Consider the following 21048-nt stretch of genomic DNA (forward strand, 5'->3'; position numbering starts at 1 on the left):
CGGTAGCGGGCGTGTCATGCCTCGTCGAGGGTGCGCAGGTCGTCACTGCGCAGCCAGATGACGGTCACCACCAGCGCCATCGCGACCACCGCCCAGGTGTACCACAGGCCGGCATAGGGGTTCCCCGTCTTGGCGATGATGTACTGGCTGACGAAGGGCAGGAAGCCGCCGAAATAGCCGGTCCCGATATGATAGGGGATCGACATGGAGCTGTAGCGGATGCGCGCCGGGAAGAGCTCCGACAGCAGCGCCGCGACGGGGCCGTAGGTCGCGCCGGAAAGCGCGCTGAGCGCGAGCACGCCCAGCAGGATGATCGCGATGTTGCCGCCTTGGGGCATGGTCTGCTCCAGCTCGTAGCCCGCTGTCTTCAACGCGGCGTCGAGCTCGGCCGCGGTCGGGTAGCGGCCCGCGCTGGCGCGGATGTCGCCGATGATGACGCCGGTTAGCTCGCGGTTGACCGTATAGGGCACGCCGCGCTTGGTCAGCATGTCGAGCGCCTTGCCGCACTCAGTCGCCTGCACCTTCGCGAACGGGCTGTAGCTGCAGTTCTGCCCGCCGACCACGACTGGCGCGCGCGCGGCGGCGGTCGCGAGGTGCGGGTTCGCGGCCTTGCCCATGATGCCGAAGATCGGGAACAGCAGGATCAGCGTCAGCGCATAGCCGATCACGATCGGCGGCTTGCGGCCGACCCGGTCTGACAGCCAGCCGAACAGCACGAAGAAGCCGAGGCCAGATCCGGCGCCGATGCCGACCAGCACCTGCGCCGTGGTGGGATCCAGCTTCATCGCGTTCTGGAGGAAATAGAGCACCTGGAACATCGCGGTGTACCAGATGACGGTCAGCCCGGCGGCGATGCCGAACAGCGCGACCAGCAGCCGGCGCCAATTGCCCGGATGGGTGAAGGTCTCCTTCAGCGGGTTGCGCGAGAGCTCGCCGGCCTGCTTGATCGCGCGGAACACCGGGCTCTCGTTGAGCTTCAGCCGCATCCAGAGCGAGACTGCCAGCAGCAGCAGCGAGAAGACGAACGGCACCCGCCAGCCCCAGGCCTTCCACGCCTCCTGGCCCAGCACCGCCTGCGTCAGCAGCACCACGGCAAGTGACAGGATGAAGCCGCCCGCGACGCTCCCCTGGATGAAGCCGGTGTAATAGCCGCGCCTGTCCGCTCGCGCATGCTCGGCGACATAGATCGAGGCGCCGCCATATTCGCCGCCCAGCGCGAGGCCTTGGAAGATGCGCAGCAGGATCAGGATCACCGGGGCGGCATGGCCGATCTGCGCCGCGGACGGCACGAAGCCGACGGCGGCGGTCGCCAGGCCCATCACCGTGATCGTGATCAGGAACGTATATTTGCGGCCAAGCTTGTCGCCGAAATAGCCGAACAGCACTGCGCCCAGTGGGCGGAAGCCGAAGCCGACGGCGAAGCCTGCGAGCGAATAGAGCAGCTCCACGGCCGGGCTGGACGCCGGGAAGAAGGTGCGGCCGATGATCGACGCCAGCGTGCCGTAGATGAAGAAGTCATACCATTCGAAGATCGTGCCCAACGAGGAAGCGGTGATGACCAGCCGCACCTCGCTGGGCTTGAGTTCCTTGACCGGTTCCTCCGCGATCGTCGCCACGCTGCCCCTCCCACGCTTTCGGAACGGCTTAAGCCCGCCGCCGCCCTAGAACAACCGCCCGCCGTCGGGCACGGCATGGCTGGGCTGAACCAGCACCACTTCGCCGTCCGCATCGGGAAAGCCGAGCGTCAGCACCTCCGACATGAACGGCCCGATCTGGCGCGGAGCGAAGTTGACGACGGCGGCGACCTGGCGGCCGACCAGCGATTCCGCCGGATAATGCTTCGTGATCTGCGCGCTCGACTTCTTGCGGCCGATCTCGGGGCCGAAATCGATCACCAGCTTGTAGGCCGGCTTGCGCGCCTCGGGGAACGGGTCGGCCGAGACGATCGTGCCGACGCGGATGTCGACCTCAAGGAAGGCATCGAACGGAATCGTCATCTTGAACCTCTTGCGCCCCCGGAACGTTTAGCCGCCATGGCAGACGAAGACCAAGCCCGCGTCTATGGCATGGCCGATCCGGCCAATCGCGACCCGCCGGCCGCCGAGGGTTTGCGCGGCGCGAAGGCGGAGACCGGCGGCGACCGCGAATCGCTGGACTTCCGCCATGACGTGGCGCTGGACGACGGACGCACCGTCACGGTCAGCGAAGGGTCGGGCGTCTCCTTCGCCGAACAGACCGGACGCGCCGGTCTGGCCGAGGCAAAGCCCTGGCGGGATACGGCTGTCAGTGACGAAGATGCCTCGTCGGTGCCGCTGATGCCGATCCTCGCCATTGCCGCCGCCGCCGGCATCATCGCCTTCGCGCTGTGGCGTTTCCGCCCGCAGGCGCCGGACGTCGAGACGGAGATCGACTTCCGCCCGGCGCCCGATCTTTAGGCCTTCGGCTTTACGAACTTCAGCGTCATGCGGTCGCTTTCGCCGATCGCTTGGTATTTGGCGCGGTCGGTCTCGCCGTTCGCATAGGTCGGCGGCAGCGTCCACACGCCCTTTGCCCAGTCCGCCGTGTCCTTCGGGTTCGCGTTCACTTCGGACGCGCCGACGAACTTGAACCCGGCCTCCTCGGCGAGGCGGCGGATCGTCGAGACCTTCATATAGCCGCTGGTCCGTTCGCGCTCGGCATCCGCCTTTTCGGGCAGGCGGTGATCGACGACGCCCAGCGTCCCGCCGGGCTTCAGCATCGCGTACATCTCCTTGAACGCGGCGAGGCTATAGTCCTGCTTGTCGGCCGTCTGGTAGCCGCCCCGCCAGTTGTGGACGTTGCGGAAGGTCAGCACGACATCGGCCGTGCCGGGCGCGACGCCGGTGCCGCCGAGCACGCTAGGGAACGCGGCGTGCTGGACCTTGCCGTAGATCGCCGGATCGGATGCGAGCTCCGCCGTCAGCGTCTTGCCCATCTTGTCGCCGGCATTGGCGAGGATCAGCTGCCCATTGGCGGCGAGATAGGGCCCCAGGATCTCGGTGTACCAGCCGCCGCCGGGCCAGATTTCGACGACCGTGTCGGTCGGCTTCACGCCGAAAAAGGCCAGCGTCTCGGCCGGATGCCGGTACTGGTCGCGCGCGCGATTCGCGTCGGTCCGTGATGGCGCCGCGACGGCCGCCTTCAACGCGGCGCTGGGCGCCTGCGCAAACGCCGGGGCGGCAATCAGCATGGCGGCCGAAGCGACAGCAATCGAGAAAATGCGCATAGTCCCTCCTTGTCCGGTCGTTGCCGGATCGGGACAAGCGTTACGCGGCCAGCAGCTTTCGATCAATCACAGGCAGGCTTCGAGGAACGGTTGGTCGAAACCGAACTGCTTTGCCTTTTCGAGCGTGTAGGGGCGCAGGCCGGACGAGCGGTATTCGCCGATGATCTTGCCGTCTGCGGTCTCGTCCAGATACTCGAACTTGAACAGCTCCTGCGTCACGATCACCGGGCCTTCCATGCCGATCACCTCGGTGACGTTGGTGACACGGCGGGAGCCGTCGCGGAGGCGCTTCACCTGCACGATCATGTCGACCGAGTCGGCGATCTGGCGGCTGATCGCTTCCTTCGGCACCTTGATGTCCGACATCATCACCATGTTCTCCATACGCGCGAGGCATTCGCGCGGGGAGTTGGAGTGAAGCGTGCACATCGAGCCGTCATGGCCGGTGTTCATCGCCGCGAGCATGTCGAAACACTCGCTGCCACGGATTTCGCCCAGGATGATGCGGTCGGGACGCATGCGCAGCGCGTTGATGACGAGGTCGCGGATCGTGATCGCGCCCTGGCCTTCCAGGTTCGCCGGACGGGTTTCCAGCGGCAGCCAGTGCGGCTGCTGCAGGCGAAGCTCGGCCGCGTCCTCGATCGTGATCACGCGCTCGCCGGGGTCGATCATCTTCGACAAGGCGTTGAGCATCGTCGTCTTGCCCGAGCCGGTGCCGCCCGAGATGACGATGTTGAAGCGGCTGGCGCCGGCGATCTTCAGCGCCGTCGCCATCTTCTCCGACATCGATCCGAACTTCGCCATCATATCGAGCGTGATAGGCTTGGCCGAGAATTTGCGGATCGAGATGGCTGTGCCGCGCAGGGAGAGCGGCGGCACGATCACGTTGACGCGGCTGCCGTCCTTCAGGCGCGCGTCGGCAAGCGGGGTGGTCTGGTCGACGCGGCGGCCGACCTGGTTCACGATCCGCTGCGCGATCTGGAACAGATGCTCCTCGTCGCGGAACTGGATCGGTGCGATCTCAAGCTTGCCCTTGCGCTCGATATAGGTCTGCTGCGGGCCGTTGACCATGATGTCGGACACGTCGGGGTCGGCAAGCAATTCCTCGAGCGGCCCGAGGCCCAACAGCTCGTCGATCAGCACCTTTTCGAGCGCGAATTGCTCGCGCCGGTTCAGCGTGATCTTCAGCTCGGCCAGCACCTCGCCGATGATCGGCGAGAATTCCTCGGCCAGCTCGTTTTTGCTGAGCGAGGCCGCCGCTTCCGGGTCGACGCGCTCGAGCAGGCGGGGAAGCACTTGCTCCTTGATGCGATGAACCGAAGATTCGAAGCCTTCGACCTTGGACTGGCCGGCCTCTCCCGACGCCGCCTGGCGCTCGGCGAGCCGTTGCAGGGCGTCCATCGGCGGCGCGATCGGCTCCGCATCGGCGACCGGGAACGGATCGCCCGGCGTTTCGCGCGGCGCGGAGGGCGCAGGCGCGGGGGCCGGGGCGGTCGCCTGCATCGGCCGCGCCACGCCAAAGGACGGCCTTTGTCCGCCGACGCCGCCACGTTTCCCGAATGCGCTCATTCCATCCCCAGCATTTGGCTCAATTGCGAGCGCTAGGGTGAATAGGGCGCAAACTTTGACAGAGTGCTAATCGGGAGGCGCGATCTCCCGGCCGCTGGGACGCAGATAAGCGGATGCGACAGAATGGAGGCCTCCGCTCGTGCGGAGGACGAGAGCCTATTCGGCGCGTTCCGCCAGAACGGTCAGGCCGCGCTCGTTGACTTCGGCGAAACCGCCTTGGACGCGGATCGTTGCGGGCTGGGCCGCTTGGGTGACGAACACCAGCAGGTCCCCATCGCGCAGCGTCGAGACGAGCGGGGAGTGGCCCTCTAGCACGCCGAAATCGCCCTCGGTGCCGGGGACGGTGACCATGTACACGCCCTCGGAACGGACGAGCTTTTCGGGTGTCACGAGTTCGAAGTGCAGGGGCATTGTTCAGACCTTCTCCCCTCCCGCTTGCGGGAGGGGTCGGGGGAGGGACTTTCCTTCTAAGAGAGAGCCTGCCGGAACAGGCCCTCCCCTAACCCCTCCCGCAAGCGGGAGGGGAACTTTGCTTACGCGTTCTCGGCCAGCTTCTTGGCCTTTTCGACCGCCTCGTCGATGCCGCCGACCATGTAGAAGGCGGCTTCGGGCAGGTGGTCGTACTCGCCGTCGACCACGGCCTTGAACGACTTGATCGTGTCCTCGATCGCCACGAACTTGCCGGGGATGTTGGTGAACACCTCGGCGACGTGGAACGGCTGCGAAAGGAAGCGCTGGATCTTGCGCGCGCGAGCGACGGTCAGCTTATCCTCTTCGGAAAGCTCGTCCATGCCCAGGATCGCGATGATGTCCTGCAGCGACTTGTACTTCTGCAGGATCGACTGGACGGCGCGCGCGGTCTCGTAATGCTCCTGGCCGACAGTGCGCGGCTCCAGCACGCGGCTCGTCGAATCGAGCGGATCGACGGCTGGATAAATGCCGAGCTCCGAGATCGCGCGGCTGAGCACGGTCGTGGCGTCCAAGTGGGCGAAGGAGGTGGCCGGCGCCGGGTCGGTCAAGTCGTCTGCGGGCACGTAGATCGCCTGCACCGAGGTGATCGAGCCCTTGTTCGTCGACGTGATCCGCTCCTGCAGCGCGCCCATGTCGGTCGCGAGCGTCGGCTGATAGCCAACGGCCGAGGGAATGCGGCCCAGCAGCGCCGACACTTCCGAACCCGCCTGGGTGAAGCGGAAGATGTTGTCGACGAAGAACAGCACGTCCTGGCCTTCGACGTCGCGGAAATATTCGGCGATCGTCAGGCCCGACAGCGCGACGCGGGCGCGGGCGCCCGGCGGCTCGTTCATCTGGCCATAGACCAGCGCCACCTTCGAGCCTTCCGAGATCGCATTGCCGTCGGCGTCCTTGGCGATGACGCCCGCGTCGAGGAATTCGTGATACAGGTCGTTACCCTCGCGGGTGCGCTCGCCGACGCCGGCGAAAACCGAGGTGCCGCCATGGCCCTTCGCGATGTTGTTGATCAGTTCCTGAATCAGCACGGTCTTGCCGACGCCCGCGCCGCCGAACAGGCCGATCTTGCCGCCCTTCGCGTAAGGCGCGAGCAGGTCGATGACCTTGATGCCCGTGACCAGGATCGAGCTTTCGGTCGACTGGTCGGCAAACACGGGGGCTTCGGCGTGGATCGGGGCGGAGGTGTCGGCGCCGATCGGGCCACGCTCGTCGATCGGCTCGCCGACCACGTTCATGATGCGGCCAAGCGTCTTCGGGCCGACCGGCACCCGGATCTGCGCACCGGTGTCCGTGACGGCCTGGCCGCGGGTCAGGCCCTCGGTCGAGTCCATCGCGATGGTGCGGACGGTGTTTTCGCCCAGGTGCTGCGCGACTTCGAGCACCAGGCGGTTGCCGTTGTTGTCCGTCTCCAGCGCCGACAGGATGGCGGGCAGATGGTCGTCGAACGCGACGTCGACGACGGCGCCGATCACCTGGGAAATGCGGCCGACATTGTTGGTCGTGGCCTTGCGGTCGAGGGTCTGGGGCTCAAGCATCTTGTCTTCCTTGCCTTCTACATCGTGCTCCGGCGAAGGCCGAAGCGTTGCACGAACAGGGCTCCGGCCTTCGCCGGAGCACAGCGTGCGTTGTCGTTACAGCGCCTCGGCGCCCGAAATAATCTCTACGAGCTCGGTGGTGATCGCGGCCTGACGAGTGCGGTTGTACTGGATTGTCAGACGGTTGATCATGTCGCCGGCGTTGCGGGTCGCGTTATCCATCGCCGTCATCTGCGAGCCGTAGAAGCCGGCCTGGTTCTCCAGCAGCGCGCCGTATATCTGGATGGCGACATTTTTCGGCAGCAGGTCGGCGAGGATCGCTTCCTCGTCGGGTTCGTAGTCGACGGCCGCCGCGCTGCCGGCCTGGGCCGCGCCTTTGGCGAGCGGCACCGGGATCAGCTGCTTCTCGGTCGGCTCCTGCACCAGCGCCGACTGGAAGCGGGAGAAGAACAGGTGGGCGACGTCGAACCGGTCGTCCTCATAGCGCGCGATCAGGTCCTGGGCGATCGCATGTGCATCCTCGAACCGCGCCGTCTTGGCCTGGCTCATGTCGTGATCGTGCAGCGTCAGCTTCGGATAATAGCGGTTGATCGCGGCGCGGGCCTTGCGACCGACGATGTAGAAGCGGACCGACTTGCCCGCGGCGATCAGCTCGTCCGCACGGCGCCGCGCGGCCCGGACGATGTTGGTGTTGAAGCCGCCGGCAAGACCCCGCTCCGAAGTGACGACGACGAGCAGGTGCCGATCGTCCTTGCCGGTACCGGTCAGCAGCTTCGGCGACGAGGCGCTGATCACGACCTTTGACGCGAGCGAGGCCATCACCGCCTCCAGCCGCTCGGCATAGGGACGGCCCGCCAGCGCCGCGTCCTGCGCACGGCGCAGCTTCGCGGCGGCGACGGTCTTCATCGCCTTGGTGATCTTCTGCGTCGACTTCACCGAGCCGATGCGGAGTTTCAGAGCCTTGAGGCTGGCCATTCTTTTCCTCTTTTCGTCATCCCGGGCTGGACCCGGAACCCATCTGCCTTGGTGAAGAAGATAGGCCCCGGCGCAAGGCCGGGTGACGGTTATTGTTCAGGCAAAGGTCTTGGCGAACGCGTCTAGGGCGGCCTTCAGCTTGCCCTTGGTGTCGTCCGACAGGTCGCGCTCGGTGCGGATCGCTTCCAGCACGCCCGGGTGGTTGTGGCGCAGGTCCGACAGCATCTCGCGCTCGAAACGGGTCACCGCCTCGACCGGGATCGCGTCCAGATAGCCATTGGTACCGGCGAAGATCGACGCGGTCTGCTCCTCGAACGGCATGGGGTTGAACTGGGGCTGCTTCAGCAGTTCGGTCAACCGGGCGCCACGGTTCAGCAGCTTCTGGGTAGAGGCGTCGAGGTCCGAGCCGAACTGCGCAAAGGCCGCCATTTCGCGATACTGCGCCAGCTCCAGTTTGATCGAGCCCGACACCTTTTTCATCGCCTTGGTCTGCGCCGCGGAACCCACGCGGCTGACCGACAGGCCGACGTTGATGGCCGGGCGGATGCCCGCGAAGAACAGGTCGGTTTCGAGGAAGATCTGGCCGTCGGTGATCGAGATCACGTTGGTCGGGATATAGGCCGAAACGTCGCCCGCCTGCGTCTCGATGATCGGCAGCGCGGTCAGCGAGCCCGAGCCGTTCGCCTCGTTCAGCTTTGCGGCGCGCTCCAGCAGGCGGCTGTGCAGGTAGAAAACGTCGCCCGGATAGGCTTCGCGGCCCGGCGGACGGCGGAGCAGCAGCGACATCTGGCGATAGGCGACCGCCTGCTTCGAAAGGTCGTCATAGACGATCACGGCGTGCATGCCATTGTCGCGGAAATACTCGCCCATTGCGCAGCCGGTATAGGGCGCGAGGAACTGCAGCGGCGCGGGCTCCGACGCGGTCGCGGCGACCACGATCGAATATTCCATCGCGCCATTCTCTTCGAGTGCGCGGACGATCTGCGCGACGGTCGAGCGCTTCTGACCGACGGCGACGTAGATGCAGTAGAGCTTCTTCGATTCGTCGTCGCCGGCGTTGACCGACTTCTGGTTGATGAAGGTGTCGAGCGCGACGGCGGTCTTGCCGGTCTGGCGGTCGCCGATGATCAGCTCGCGCTGGCCGCGGCCGACGGGAACAAGCGCGTCCAATGCCTTGAGGCCGGTCTGCACCGGCTCGTGGACCGACTTGCGCGGGATAATGCCGGGCGCCTTCACCTCGACGCGGCGGCGCTCGGTCGCCTCGATTGGGCCTTTGCCGTCGATCGGGTTGCCGAGGCCGTCGACGACGCGGCCGAGCAGGCCCTTGCCGACCGGCACGTCGACGATGGTGCCGGTGCGCTTGACGGTATCGCCTTCCTTGATCTCGGCGTCCGAGCCAAAGATCACGACGCCGACGTTATCGGCCTCCAGGTTCAGCGCCATGCCCTTGATGCCGTTCGCGAACTCGACCATCTCGCCGGCCTGGACGTTGTCGAGGCCGTAGATGCGCGCGATGCCGTCGCCGACCGACAGCACCTGGCCGGTTTCGGAAACCTCGGCCTCGGTGCCGAAGTTGGCGATCTGGTCCTTGATGACCTTCGAGATTTCTGCGGCGCGGATATCCATGATTAGCCTTTCATCGCGTGCGCGAGGGAGTTCAGACGGGTGCGGATGGAGCTGTCGATCATCTGCGATCCGATGCGGACTACGAGCCCGCCCAAGATGGTGGGATCGACATTCAGTTCAACGGAAACGTCGCGGCCAAGACGCTGCTTCAGCTGGCTTTTCAGCTGCGCGACCTGATCGTCGTCGAGCGGGTGGGCGGAGGTGACCTCGGCCGTCGTCTCGCCGCGATGGCGGGCGGCCAGCGTCCGGAAGTTGCGGATCACGCCCGTCAGCTGGTTGAGACGGCGGTTTGTCGCGAGCACGCCCAGGAATTTGGTGGTGATATCGTCGAGGCCCAGCGACCCGGCGGCAGCTTCGACCCCTTTGGCGGCATCGGCGCGGCTCAGCACCGGGCTGGTCGTCAGCGCCCGGAAATCATCGGACTGGTCCAGCGCGGCGCGCAGCTTGCCCAGGCTCGCTTCGACCGCTTCTATCTTCTTGGAATCGCGCGCAAGCTCGAACAGCGCGGTCGCATACCGCCCCGAAAGGCTAGCCCCAATGCCGCCGGAATTCTCCACGCGCTCGATGTCCTCCAAGACGAGAAAATGGCCCTACGCCAAAAGGGGCGCGCAAGCGCACCCGGCGAGGTCGCGGCGCGGTTAGCAAAGGGGCGGTGGCGATGCAAGGCACTTAGCTCCTCCCCGGACCGGGGAGGAGTTGATCTGCTTTCACAGCAAGCCTTGGGACGTGTCCGATTCGCCCGGACGCTACACCGTCTCCATATCCACGATGGAGACCGAGATGGCGTACCGAATCGAAGGACTGGACCCTGCGCCCTATGTGCCGCTGTTCGCGCTGACGGACGCGGAGCTGGAGGAACGGCAGGCGCGGCAGGTCACGGCGGACGGCCGGCCTGCCTTTCCATGCCGGGCGACGCTGGAGGATGCGGGGGCGGGCGAGCGGCTGATCCTGGTGAACCACGTCTCCCACGACGTGGCGGGGCCGTTCCGCTCGAGCTTCGCCATCTATGTGCGCGAGTCGGCGGAGCGGCCGGCGGTGTTCCGGGACACGCTGCCGCCGGTGTTCGCGACGCGTACGCTGACGCTGCGCGCGATCGACGGCGACGGCATGCTGGTCGACGCGGTGCTTGTCCCCGGCGCCGACGCCGATGCCGCGATCCGGCGGCTATTCGGCAACCCGCACATTGCGCAAATCCACGCCCATTATGCCGCACCGGGATGCTTCGCGGCCAAGATCGTGCGAGACTGAGCCATGGCCACTGCCTTCAAATTCGACGACGAGGCCGCCTGGGCGGCGGTGCAGCGGCGCGACCGGGCCTATGACGGGCGCTTCGTGACCGGCGTGCTGACGACCGGCATTTATTGCCGGCCCAGCTGCGCGGCACGGCACACGCGGCGGGAGAATGTCCGCTTCTTCGGCAGCGGTGCGGAAGCCGAGGCGGCAGGGTTGCGCCCGTGCCTGCGGTGCAAGCCCGACGAGGTCGCGCGCGATGCGGACGCCGTCTCGCGGGCGATCGCGCTGATCGGTGCCAGCGAATCGCCGCCCTCGCTCGACGCGCTGGCGCACGCTGTCGGCTATTCGCCCTTTCATTTCCACCGGCTGTTCAAGCGCGCGACCGGCGTCACCCCGGCCGACTATGCGCGCGGGCTGCGGGCGAAGCGGGCCGAGGCCGCGCTGACGGAGAATGGCCGGATCACCGACGCCATCTACGATGCCGGCTATTCGGGGCCGGGCCGCTTCTATGCGGATGCGGGCAAAAGGCTGGGCATGACGCCGTCTGCGTGGCGTGACGGCGGCCGCGGCGAGACGATCCGCTGGGCCACGGCGGAAACCGATCTCGGCACGATGCTGGTCGCCGCGACCGCCAAGGGTATTTGCCGCCTGTCGTTCGACGAGGACGAGTCGGCGCTCCGGCGACGCTTCCCCAAGGCGACGATCGAGCATGGCGGCGCGGGCATGGCGGAGCTGGTGCGGCGCACGGTCGCGGCCGTGAACGCTCCCGAGAAACCGCACGACCTGCCGCTCGACGTCCACGGCACCGCGTTTCAGCAGGCGGTGTGGCGCGAGCTTCAGAAAATCCCGGCCGGCGAGACGCGCACCTATGCGCAGATCGCTGCCGCCGTCGGGCGACCGGCCGCGGTACGCGCGGCCGGCAGCGCGAACGGCGACAACAATGTCGCAGTGTTGATCCCCTGCCATCGCGTAATCCGCACCGATGGGACGCTCGGCGGCTATGCCTATGGGCTGGAGCGCAAGGAAAAGCTGCTGCGGCGGGAAGGCGCGCGGTAAGTCAGCAGCCCGCGAGCTTCATGAGCCTTGAGCCGGCGGCACGTGATCGCAGCTATAGACCAGCCGCTCGTTCGGAGCGGGCGGCAGCAGGTCGCGGAGCGCCTGGGTCATGTCACCCGCTGCCCGCGCGCCGTCGGCGGAGCAGCTCTTTGCCGGGTGCTTTGCCTGGAGAGCGCGGGCGGCGGCGAGGGTGTCCGCAGGCAGGAGGTAGCGTTCCACCGTGTAACGCGACGCCGCCGGATCGAAGCGGCGGACCAGCGCGATTCCTTCGGTGGGCGACACCTCCGCACGGACCCAGCGATCGTCCTCGGCCGCGAACGGTGCCCCGCCTTCGCAGCTCGGCGCAGCCCAATCGAGCGTCACGTCCCTGGGTTCTGAGATGGTGATGCGGCTGCGCTCCAGATCGAGGCGGCAAGCATAGGCGCCCTCGACAGCGGTCGCGGCGGTCTTGGGACTCGCCTTCGGCGCCGCGGCCGCCAGCCGCGCGTCGGCCTGGTCGAGATCGGGGCGCGCGACCCAGGCGATTGGCGCGCCGGCCATCAACACCAGGCCCGCCGCGCCGGCGCCGAGCGCCACGCGGCGATCGTCCTTCGACAGCAGCACAAGGGCGCCGTTCACGAATGCCACGCCGAAAACGAGCAACAGGCCGGCCACCGCGAGGCCATTGTCGCGCTCGGCGAGGATGCGGTCGCGGACCTGCTCACGCCGCGCATCCATCCGCTCTTCGGCATAGGCGGCGCGGTTGCGCTCGGCCTGGGCGCGCTCGTCCTCGCTGCGGGCGAGGCGCTCGTCGATAGCCGCCTGCTCGGCGCTGGTGCGGCAGGGCAGCCCGGTGGTGTGCGGCTTGACGCCGGCGGCGCGGAGGAACGGGATGATCTCCTTCACCGAAACAGCGAAGCCGAACACCGCGTCGACGCCTTCGGAGTTGGAGACGAAGCTGTTGATGCCGACCACGCGGCCGCACGAATCGACCAGCGGACCGCCCGAATTGCCGCGCCCGATCGCCGCATCGTGCAGCACCGTGTCGAAGCGCTGCGACGACTGGCCGCCCGAAACATGGCCCCAGCTCTTGACCGGAGCCTGGGGCGTGACGAAGCCTTCGGCGCCCAGCTCGCGGGCCCGATCGACCGAAAAGGGATAGCCGACCGCGGCGACCGCGGCGCCGTCCGGGACCGGCCCGGTCGCGATCGTCGCCGGCTCGACATGGCCGTCGGTCAGCTCGATCAGGGCGAGATCGCGCTGCGGCTGATAGGCGATCAGCCGACCGGTGAACCGCTTCGATCCTTCGGAAGGTACGACACCGATGATCGCCTCGCCCTCCGCGGCGTCGGAAACCACGTGCGCGTTGGTCAGTATCTTGTCCGGGGCGACCGCGACGCCGCTGCCTGTTCCGATCCCCTGCGGCACGCCGCCTTCCATCGCGACGACGACCACGCGCACCACGCTGCGCCCGGCAGCGGCGACGTCGAGATTGTCCTGGGCGAGCGCGGGGGCGGGGAGGAACTGGAAAACCAGCGCCAGCATCCATCCCCACAGGTTCGATTTATTGAGCAAGGAACGCCTTCACTTCGTCCGCGAATGCATTCGGTGCGTCGAGCATTATGAAGTGGGCGGCATTGGGCACGCGCTTCAGCGTCACGCCGGAGAGATCGGCATAGGCGGCCTTGTAGCCGGCATCCATCTGTTCGTCGGTGAACGGTGCCCCCGCCGGGGTGACGTAGAGGACGGTGGTCGGCACGGTGATCGCCTTCAGCTCCGGGCGGAGGTCGGTGACGATCAGCTCGGCAAAGGCATTGGCGACCGCGTTCGGATCGCTCGCAAGGCTGTCCTCGATCGGGCCGGCGCGCTCGCTTTCGGTGTTGATCATCGACGTGACCATGGTCCGGCGCTCACGGTCGCGCTCCTCCGGTGTCGCCTTGGCGGAGCGGGCGCGCATTGCATCGGCGATCGGGCGGACGCTGTCGGCGTTGGCGCTCGGCCCGCCATAGAGCTGGCCAACGAACGGGTGCATGTCGACGACCATCAGCTTGCCGACTTCCTTGGGATGGCGCGCGGCAACCATCATCGCGATCGTGCCGCCCATCGAATGGCCGATCAGCGCCGGCTTTTCGAGCTTTTCCTCCGAGATGTAGCGCGCGACTTCCTCGGCGACGGGCGCGATGACCGCACCCTGCGCGTTGCCTCCCGCCGGCGTCGCGCCCATGCCAGCGATCTGGACCAGATGGTAGCGATAGCCCGGCACGCGCTCGACCGTGCCGTTCCACACCCGGGTCGACGATGCGAGGCCGTGGATCAGCACGACGTCCGGGCCGGAGCCTTCGGCGGTGACGCTGATCCGGTCGGACTGGAAGGCGGCGAAAACAGGGTTGGCAGCGATCAGAGCCGCGGCGGTGAACAAGGCGCGAAACATTGGAGACCCTCCCGGTAGTGCGCGATGATTAGGCGAGGCGGCGGGCAGGGCGCTAGAGGAAAGAATAGGGGTCGACGTCCACGCTCACGCGCACGCTTGCCGGCCAGTCAAGCGCGCCCAGCCAGTCGCGGATCACGTCCTGAACATCGAGGCTGCGGCGCGCGTGGACCAGCAGGCGGTGGCGGTGGCGGCCGCGGAGCATCGCCAGTGGGGCGGGGGCGGGGCCGAAGACGTGCATGTCTTCCACTTGCGGCGCGGTCTTGCCGATCAGCCGCGCGGTCTCGATCGCGGCCTGCGCGTTTTCGGAGCTGACGACGATCGCGGCCATGCGCCCGAACGGCGGTGCGCCCGCCTCGCGCCGGGCCTCGGTCTCGGCAGCGTAGAAGCTTTCCGCGTCGCCGCTGACCAGCGCCTGGATCACGGGCGCGTTCACGTCGTGCGTCTGCACGAAGACCCGCCCCGGCTTCTCGCCGCGTCCGGCGCGGCCGGCGACCTGGGCGATCTGCTGGAACGTCCGCTCTGCCGCCCGCAGGTCGCCGCCGGAAAGGCCCAAGTCGGCATCGACCACGCCGACCAATGTCAGGTTCGGGAAGTGATAGCCCTTGGTCACAAGCTGCGTGCCGATCACGATCGAAATCTCGTTCGCTTCCATCCGCGCGACGAACTCGGCGGCCTTGGCGGGGGACCAGATCGTGTCCGACGTGACGATCGCGCGCGGCGCATCGGGGAACAGGGCCGCGACCTCGTCCGCGATCCGCTCGACGCCGGGACCGCAGGCGACCAGCGAATCCTCTGCCTTGCATTCGGGGCAAAGCTCGGGCGGCTTCGCGATCAGCCCGCAATGATGGCATTGCAGCCGGTGGATCAGGCGGTGCTCGACCAGCCAGGCGGTGCAGTTCGGGCATTTGAAGCGGTGGCCGCAATGGCGGCACAGCGTCAGCGGGGCATAGCCGCGGCGATTGAGGAACAGCAGGCTCTGCTCGCCGCGTTCGATCGTCTCCTCGATCGCCTTGACCAAAGCCGGCGCCAGCCAGTGGCCGCGGGGCGGCGGGTCCTGCAGCAGGTCGATCGCGGCGATGTCGGGCAGCTGTGCGCCGCCGAACCGGGCTGGCAGCTTCACGTCCTTGTACCGACCGAGCTCGACTTGGTGACGCGTCTCGATCGCCGGCGTGGCCGAGGCGAGGACGATCGGGATATCCTCGAAATGCGCGCGCATCACCGCGGTGTCGCGGGCATGGTACTGGACGCCTTCTTCCTGCTTGAAGCTCGCCTCATGCGCTTCGTCGACGATGATCAGGCCGAGGCTGCGATAGGGAAGGAACAGTGCCGAGCGCGCCCCGACCACAACCTTCGCTTCACCTTTCGCGATCGCGCGCCACGCGCGGCGGCGCTGGGATTGGCGCAGCCCCGAATGCCAGGCGACCGGCAACACGCCGAAGCGCGCGTCGAAACGGCGCAGGAAAGGCTCGGTCAGCGCGATTTCAGGGAGGAGGACGAGCGTCTGACGTCCCTCCCGAATCGCAGCGGCCACCGCTTCGAAATAGACCTCGGTCTTGCCGGAGCCGGTGACGCCGTCAAGTACGAAGGGTTCGAAGCTATGGGCCTGCACCGCCGCGGCGAACCGCGTGGCAGCTTCAGCCTGCTGCGGTGTCAGTTCAGGCGGCGCATGGTCGGGATCGGGTTCGGGGAACGGCGTGTCGAGGGCGACTTCGATCGGCTCGATCGCGCCCGCCTTGCACAGGCCGCGGATCACTGCGTCCGAGACGCCGGCGATCAGCGCCAGCTCCCGCACCAGCCCCTGCCGGTCGCCGATCCGCTCCAGCGCCTGGATGCGTTGCGGCGTCAGGCGGTCGGGAGCGATGCCGGTCGCGCGATATTCGAGCACTGTGCGCCCGCTCTCCAGCGCCGAAGAGGAGGGCAACGCCATCCGCAGCACCGCGCCGGGCGGGCTCAGATAATAATCGGAGGCCCACTCGATCAGCCGGCGTAACGGGCCTGCGAGCGGCGGCGCGTCGTGGACGGCGATCAGGTTGCGCAGCCGATTGTCGCCCACTTCCGCGCCGGACGGCATCCGCTCCGGCTCCCACACCACTCCAGTCAGCTGGCGAGGGCCCAGCGGCGCCACTACGACCGATCCCGGCTCGACCGTCATGCCGTGCGGAACGCGGTAGTCGAGCGGGCCAAGCGCGGGGTTCAGCAGCAGGACGCGGGCGCGGGACATGGCGTTGCTCGATAACGGGCTCCCCCATCCTGACAAGGGACGGGAATATCGGGGCTCAGTCGTCGATGATCACGTTCATGCCGCTCGCGTCGGCGGCCTGGAAGAAGCGGTTGACCAGGTCACGCTCGGTCTGGGTGATGTGGGGATTCCAGACATCGAGGATCAGTACCGCGCGCAACTCATCGCTGTCGTTCCACGCCTCATGCTCGATCGTGTCGTCGAAGGCGAAGGCCTGGCCCTCCTGCCATTCGCGGGTTTCCCCGCCGACGCGGAAGCCGCATTTCTCCGGCACGATCAGGCCGAGATGGACGATCGTGCGGGCGTTGGTGACGCCGGTGTGAGGCGGGATGCGCGTTCTGGGGTGGAGCAGCGAGAAGAAAACGGTCGGCGCGCGGCCCGCATGGTCGGCCAGCGGCAGCTTCTCGACGGCCGCTGCAGTCTGCGGGCAGCGCGCGCAATGGTCGTCGATCCGCTTGCCGTGCCGCCAGAGGAAATAGGCGCTCCAGCGCTCGCTATGGTCGAGCTCGCTCCATTTGCTCTCCGGATAGCCGGACGGATACTGGACGTAGGGCGCAAAGCCCTCGTCGCCCTTATCGAGCAGGTCCTTCAGCTCCGCGCGGATGGCGGGGGCCGCGGCTTCCAGCTCGCTCATCCAGGGAAAATGCTCGCGGTCGAAGAACTCGTCGGCCGGCAGGAACGGGAAGGTCATCCCCTCGCAGACGTTCGCATAGACCTGGCGCCGCCCCAGCATCGCGTCGATCGCCGCACCGACGCGCCGCCGGTCGCGCGGCGAAGCTGCGGCCAACGCGTCGCCCATCGCCCCATCTATCACGCCGCCGAATCGCGCGTTATGAGCCACCGCAAAGGCGCGGCCCTCGTCCAGCATCGCCCGGATCTCGGGCGACAGCTGCTCGTCGGGCGGGGCGACGGCGCCGGCCTGACCCCAATGCAGCGCGGCCCGGGCGTTCTGGCCCGTCCGCTGGAACAGATGCGCCTTGCGCAGCAACGCGACGAACGCGCGCGCATCGATCGCCAGCACGCGGTCGAGCGCGGCGAGTTCGCCGTCATCATCGCCGAGCTCCCGGCAGGCGCGGGCGAGGTTCAGCCACAGCACCGGCTCGCCGGGATCCGCAGCTGCGGCGCGGGCGAAGTAATTGCGCGCCGCGGCAAAGTCCGACCGCGCCAGCGCCTGCGTGCCCAGCGAGTTGAGCGCCTGCGGATGATCGGGGGCGATCGCGACCACCTGCTCTAGATATCTGACCGCCGCCTGCGGGCGCTGCGCCCGCTGCTCGGCCGCCGCCGCCGACAAGAGTTGCGCGATGCGCGGATCGTTCACCCGAATTTCCCCAAGTCCACGTCACCCCGGACTTGATCCGGGGTCCACCTTCTTTACGGAGGCTGTCAACAGGAAGGTAGGTCCCGGGGTCAAGCCCGGGGCGACGGATCGAGGGTCATATGAAATTCTTCGTCGATACGGCCGATACGAACGACATCCGCGAGCTGGCCGTGACCGGCCTACTCGACGGGGTCACAACCAACCCGTCGCTGATCCATAAGGCGGGGCGCGATTTCCTCGACGTGGTGAAGGAAATCTGCGCGATCGTGCCGGGACCCGTTTCCGCCGAAGTCGTCGCGCTCGACCACGAGACAATGATGAAAGAGGCCGAAATCCTCCGCAGGATCGCGGACAATGTCGCGGTCAAGGTGCCGCTGACGCTGGACGGGCTGAAGACCTGCCGCAAGCTGACCGCCGACGGCACGATGGTGAACGTGACGCTTTGCTTCTCGGCGAACCAGGCGCTGCTGGCGGCGAAGGCGGGCGCGACCTTCGTCTCGCCGTTCGTGGGGCGGCACGACGATGTCGGGTTCGACGGCATGCAACTGATCAGCGACATCCGCCTGATCTACGACAACTATGATTTCGCGACCGAGATCCTGGTCGCCAGCATCCGCCATCCCGTCCACGTGCTCGAATCGGCGAAGCTGGGCGCCGATGTCGCGACGATGCCGCCCGCTGTGATCCGCCAGCTCGTCAAGCATCCGCTGACGGACAAGGGCATCGAAGGCTTCCTCGCCGACTGGGCGAAGACCGGGCAGAAGATTTCGTGAAATCCTCCCCGAGCTTGCTCGGGGAGGGGGACCGCGCACCGAAGGTGCGTGGTGGAGGGCCCGCAGCGAAGCGAGGATCGCTGACCCTCCGCTTCGCTGCCGGCCCCTCCACCGGACTTCGTGCGATCCGCCTCCCCTCGCAAGGCGAGGGGATGATCTAATGCAGCTGCTCGTCCAATCCTTCGCTGACCATTTGCGCCGGGATCGGCGACGATCGGTGCATACGGTGCGCGCTTATGTCGCAACCGCTGAGCGGTTGCTGGCGTTCCTCTCGGAACATCACGGCCGCCCCGCCGATGCGGCGCTTCTGAAGACCATCGGCGTCGCCGACCTGCGCGCCTTTCTTGCCGACCGGCGCGGCGACCGGATCGGCAATGCGTCGGCGGCGCGGGAGCTCTCGGCGGTGCGCACGTTCCTGGCTTTTGCCGGGGTCGAGGCGCCGCGGCTGAAAGGGCCGAAGGTGAAGAAAGGCGCGCCGCGTCCGGTCTCACCGGCCGAGGCGGTCGCGCTGGCCGAAGACGTGGCCGAGGAGCGGGAGGGATGGGCCGGCGCGCGCGATCTTGCGGTCCTGTTGCTGCTCTACGGCGCCGGCTTGCGGATCGGCGAGGCGATGGGGTTGACGGGGGCCGCGCTGCCGCTGGGTGCGACGCTCAGCGTCACCGGCAAGCGCAACAAGACCCGGGTGGTGCCGCTGCTGCCGCAGGTGCGCGAAGCGATCGACGCCTATGTCGCCGCCTGTCCGTATCCGCCTGCGAAGGACCAGGCGCTGTTCCGGGGTGCGCGCGGCGGACCGTTGGAACCGTCGCAGATCAGGCGCGCGGTGCGGCGGGCGAGGGGACGGCTGGGGCTATCGGAGCAGACGACGCCGCATGCGCTCAGGCACAGCTTCGCGACCCATTTGCTCGGCCGCGGCGTCGATCTTCGCTCGCTCCAGGAGCTGCTCGGCCATGCGAGCCTCAGTTCGACTCAGATCTACACCGCCGTCGATGCCGCGCATCTGATGGACGTGTACAGGAACGCTCACCCCCGCGCCTAGTCGCGCGGTTTCCAGGTGAAGACGCGCCACAGATACCAGCCGACCATGCCGGCCATGACGGCGAGCGCGACCGGACCGACATAATCCTGCAGCTGATGGAAATTATGGCTGAGGAACACCCCGGCTCCGGCCAGCACCGAGTTCCAGATCGCGCTGCCGGCGAAGGTCCAGAGCGTGAATTCCCAGAAAGGAATGCGCGCCATGCCGGCGGGAATCGAGATCAGCGTGCGGCCTGTCGGCATGAATCGCGCCGCAAGGATTACCCAATGGCCGTGGCTGAGAAAGAAGCGATGCAGCTTCTCCACCTCGTGCCAGTCGAGCGTCAGCCAACGGCCGTAGCGCTCCACGAACGGGCGGAACCGCTGATAGCCGGTGCGCCAGCCGATCCAGTACCAGAAATAGTTGCCGATCGTGGTGCCGATCGTGCCCCAGAGCACGAGCGGCACGAACGCCATCTCGCCCTGCTCCACGGCGATGCCGCCCAAACCCATGATGACTTCGGAGGGAATGGGCGGAAACACATTCTCCAGCACCATCAGCAGGAAAATGCCGGCGTAACCGCCGCGGGCGATCAGATGGACGATGAAGTCGGTCATTTCGGGTGGTCAGGCGCGCGCCGCGACCTTGCGCTCGATCACGTCCCAGATCAGCGCGGGCGTGTCGGTGCCGTTGAATTTGTCGATCGCGACGATCCCGGTGGGCGACGTCACGTTGATCTCGGTCAGCCATTCGCCGCCGATCACGTCGATGCCGACAAACACCAGGCCGCGGCGCTGCAGCTCCGGGCCGAGCGCGGCGCAGATCTCCCGCTCGCGGGCGGTCAGATCGGCCTTCGCCGCTTTGCCTCCGACCGCGAGATTGGAACGGATCTCGCCTTCCCCCGGGATGCGGTTGACCGCGCCCGTCACCTCGCCGTCGATGAGGATGATCCGCTTGTCGCCGTCCGCCACGCCCGGCAGGAACGCCTGCACCATGTGCGGCTCCCGATAGGCGGTGTTGAACACCTCGATCAAAGACGAGAGGTTGGCGCCGTCGCGGCCGACCTTGAAAATCGCCTTGCCGCCGTTTCCGTGCAGCGGCTTGACGACGATCTCGCCATGCTCGGCCAGGAAAGCCCGCGCCGCATCGAGCTCGCGCGTGACGAGAGTCGGCGGCATGAAGCGCGCATAGTCGAGAACGAACACCTTTTCCGGCGCGTTGCGGACCGAGGCGGGGTCGTTCACCACCAACGTCTCATGTGCGATCCGCTCGAGCAGGTGGGTGGCCGTGATGTAGCCGAGGTCGAATGGCGGGTCCTGCCGCATCAGCACCACGTCGATGTCGCGGCCGAGATCGATCGTGACCGGCGCGTCGATGGTGAAGTGATTGCCGACGACCGGTTGCACCCGCACCGGATGGGCGACCGTCCAGACGCGGCCGTCGCGGTAGTTCAGCCGGTCGGCGGTGTAGTGATAGACCGCGTGCCCCCGCTCCTGCGCCTTCAGCATCAGCGCAAAGCTGGAATCGCCGGTGATGTTGATACCCTCCAGCGGGTCCATCTGCACGGCGACACGCAAGCTCATTCAC

The 21048-nt window shown here is 67.2% G+C and carries 20 protein-coding genes; 5 read left to right on the forward strand and 15 right to left on the reverse strand.

The genetic code is table 11. The features are described from left to right. Positions 1–14: 14 nt before the first annotated feature. Positions 15–1616 (reverse strand): MFS transporter, encoded by a 1602-nt coding sequence (locus GON01_RS05795; RefSeq protein WP_309503154.1) that lies wholly within the window; start codon positions 1614–1616, stop codon positions 15–17. A gap of 45 nt (positions 1617–1661) precedes the next feature. Beyond that, positions 1662–1997, reverse strand: coding sequence for a tRNA-binding protein (locus GON01_RS05800; RefSeq protein ID WP_157026386.1), 336 nt, complete (start codon positions 1995–1997; stop codon positions 1662–1664). A gap of 36 nt (positions 1998–2033) precedes the next feature. Between GON01_RS05800 and GON01_RS05805 the strand changes: the two genes are divergently transcribed. Further along, on the forward strand, positions 2034–2435 hold the full coding sequence (locus tag GON01_RS05805) for a hypothetical protein (RefSeq protein WP_157026387.1): 402 nt from the start codon (positions 2034–2036) through the stop codon (positions 2433–2435). Here the strand turns inward: GON01_RS05805 and GON01_RS05810 are convergent. From GON01_RS05810 to GON01_RS05840, 7 genes are all read right to left on the reverse strand, one after another. Further along, on the reverse strand, positions 2432–3244 hold the full coding sequence (locus tag GON01_RS05810) for a class I SAM-dependent methyltransferase (RefSeq protein ID WP_157026388.1): 813 nt from the start codon (positions 3242–3244) through the stop codon (positions 2432–2434). The two genes, GON01_RS05805 and GON01_RS05810, sit on opposite strands and share 4 nt — an antisense overlap. A 66-nt stretch (positions 3245–3310) precedes the next feature. Continuing rightward, a complete protein-coding gene (locus GON01_RS05815; RefSeq protein WP_157026389.1) occupies positions 3311–4813 on the reverse strand; it encodes a CpaF family protein in 1503 nt (500 codons plus the stop codon). A gap of 156 nt (positions 4814–4969) precedes the next feature. Then, positions 4970–5224: an ATP synthase F1 subunit epsilon gene (locus GON01_RS05820; RefSeq protein WP_157026390.1), complete on the reverse strand. Its 255-nt coding sequence runs from the start codon at positions 5222–5224 to the stop codon at positions 4970–4972. A gap of 122 nt (positions 5225–5346) precedes the next feature. Continuing rightward, the gene (gene atpD / locus GON01_RS05825; RefSeq protein WP_157026391.1) at positions 5347–6816 is read right to left on the reverse strand and encodes a F0F1 ATP synthase subunit beta; all 1470 of its coding nucleotides are present in this window, start codon (positions 6814–6816) and stop codon (positions 5347–5349) included. Positions 6817–6912: 96 nt separating this feature from the next. After that, positions 6913–7791 (reverse strand): F0F1 ATP synthase subunit gamma, encoded by an 879-nt coding sequence (locus GON01_RS05830; protein ID WP_157026392.1) that lies wholly within the window; start codon positions 7789–7791, stop codon positions 6913–6915. Positions 7792–7887: 96 nt separating this feature from the next. Next, positions 7888–9417 (reverse strand): F0F1 ATP synthase subunit alpha, encoded by a 1530-nt coding sequence (gene atpA / locus GON01_RS05835; RefSeq protein WP_157026393.1) that lies wholly within the window; start codon positions 9415–9417, stop codon positions 7888–7890. A gap of 2 nt (positions 9418–9419) precedes the next feature. Beyond that, positions 9420–9974: a F0F1 ATP synthase subunit delta gene (locus GON01_RS05840; protein WP_181599941.1), complete on the reverse strand. Its 555-nt coding sequence runs from the start codon at positions 9972–9974 to the stop codon at positions 9420–9422. A gap of 169 nt (positions 9975–10143) precedes the next feature. On the opposite strand from GON01_RS05840, the gene GON01_RS05845 reads away from it, so the two are divergent. Together GON01_RS05845 and ada are read left to right on the forward strand one after the other, a co-directional pair. Further along, a complete protein-coding gene (locus GON01_RS05845) occupies positions 10144–10665 on the forward strand; it encodes a DUF1203 domain-containing protein (protein ID WP_332308472.1) in 522 nt (173 codons plus the stop codon). A gap of 3 nt (positions 10666–10668) precedes the next feature. Then, positions 10669–11706 carry a bifunctional DNA-binding transcriptional regulator/O6-methylguanine-DNA methyltransferase Ada gene (gene ada / locus GON01_RS05850; protein WP_157026395.1) on the forward strand — a complete coding sequence of 346 codons (1038 nt, stop codon included), beginning with the start codon at positions 10669–10671 and terminating at the stop codon, positions 11704–11706. An 18-nt stretch (positions 11707–11724) separates the two neighbouring features. Here ada and GON01_RS05855 read toward each other — a convergent pair whose 3' ends face one another. From GON01_RS05855 to GON01_RS05870, 4 genes are read right to left on the reverse strand one after another with little or no spacing between them, the layout of a single operon-like run. Then, positions 11725–13260, reverse strand: a complete 1536-nt coding sequence (locus GON01_RS05855) for a S1C family serine protease (protein WP_157026396.1) — start codon at positions 13258–13260, stop codon at positions 11725–11727. Beyond that, on the reverse strand, positions 13250–14116 hold the full coding sequence (locus tag GON01_RS05860) for an alpha/beta fold hydrolase (RefSeq protein WP_157026397.1): 867 nt from the start codon (positions 14114–14116) through the stop codon (positions 13250–13252). Before GON01_RS05860 ends, GON01_RS05855 begins: the two co-directional genes overlap by 11 nt. A 52-nt stretch (positions 14117–14168) precedes the next feature. After that, positions 14169–16337, reverse strand: coding sequence for a primosomal protein N' (locus tag GON01_RS05865; protein ID WP_157026398.1), 2169 nt, complete (start codon positions 16335–16337; stop codon positions 14169–14171). Between the two features lie 55 nt (positions 16338–16392). Then, on the reverse strand, positions 16393–17673 hold the full coding sequence (locus GON01_RS05870) for an aspartyl/asparaginyl beta-hydroxylase domain-containing protein (protein WP_181599921.1): 1281 nt from the start codon (positions 17671–17673) through the stop codon (positions 16393–16395). Positions 17674–17792: 119 nt separating this feature from the next. On the opposite strand from GON01_RS05870, the gene fsa reads away from it, so the two are divergent. Beyond that, entirely contained in the window at positions 17793–18446 is a 654-nt protein-coding gene (gene fsa, locus GON01_RS05875; protein WP_157026399.1) for a fructose-6-phosphate aldolase, read from the forward strand. A gap of 160 nt (positions 18447–18606) precedes the next feature. Beyond that, positions 18607–19482 carry a tyrosine recombinase XerC gene (locus GON01_RS05880; RefSeq protein WP_157026400.1) on the forward strand — a complete coding sequence of 292 codons (876 nt, stop codon included), beginning with the start codon at positions 18607–18609 and terminating at the stop codon, positions 19480–19482. Here GON01_RS05880 and GON01_RS05885 read toward each other — a convergent pair. Continuing rightward, positions 19479–20078, reverse strand: a complete 600-nt coding sequence (locus GON01_RS05885; RefSeq protein ID WP_157026401.1) for a DedA family protein — start codon at positions 20076–20078, stop codon at positions 19479–19481. The two genes, GON01_RS05880 and GON01_RS05885, sit on opposite strands and share 4 nt — an antisense overlap. Before the next feature lie 9 nt (positions 20079–20087). Further along, positions 20088–21044 (reverse strand): glutathione synthase, encoded by a 957-nt coding sequence (gshB, locus tag GON01_RS05890; RefSeq protein ID WP_157026402.1) that lies wholly within the window; start codon positions 21042–21044, stop codon positions 20088–20090. Positions 21045–21048 lie beyond the last annotated feature (4 nt).

Origin of the sequence: Sphingomonas horti (assembly GCF_009753715.1) — a bacterium.
In the GTDB taxonomy this organism is placed as follows: Bacteria; Pseudomonadota; Alphaproteobacteria; order Sphingomonadales; family Sphingomonadaceae; genus Sphingomonas_B; species Sphingomonas_B horti.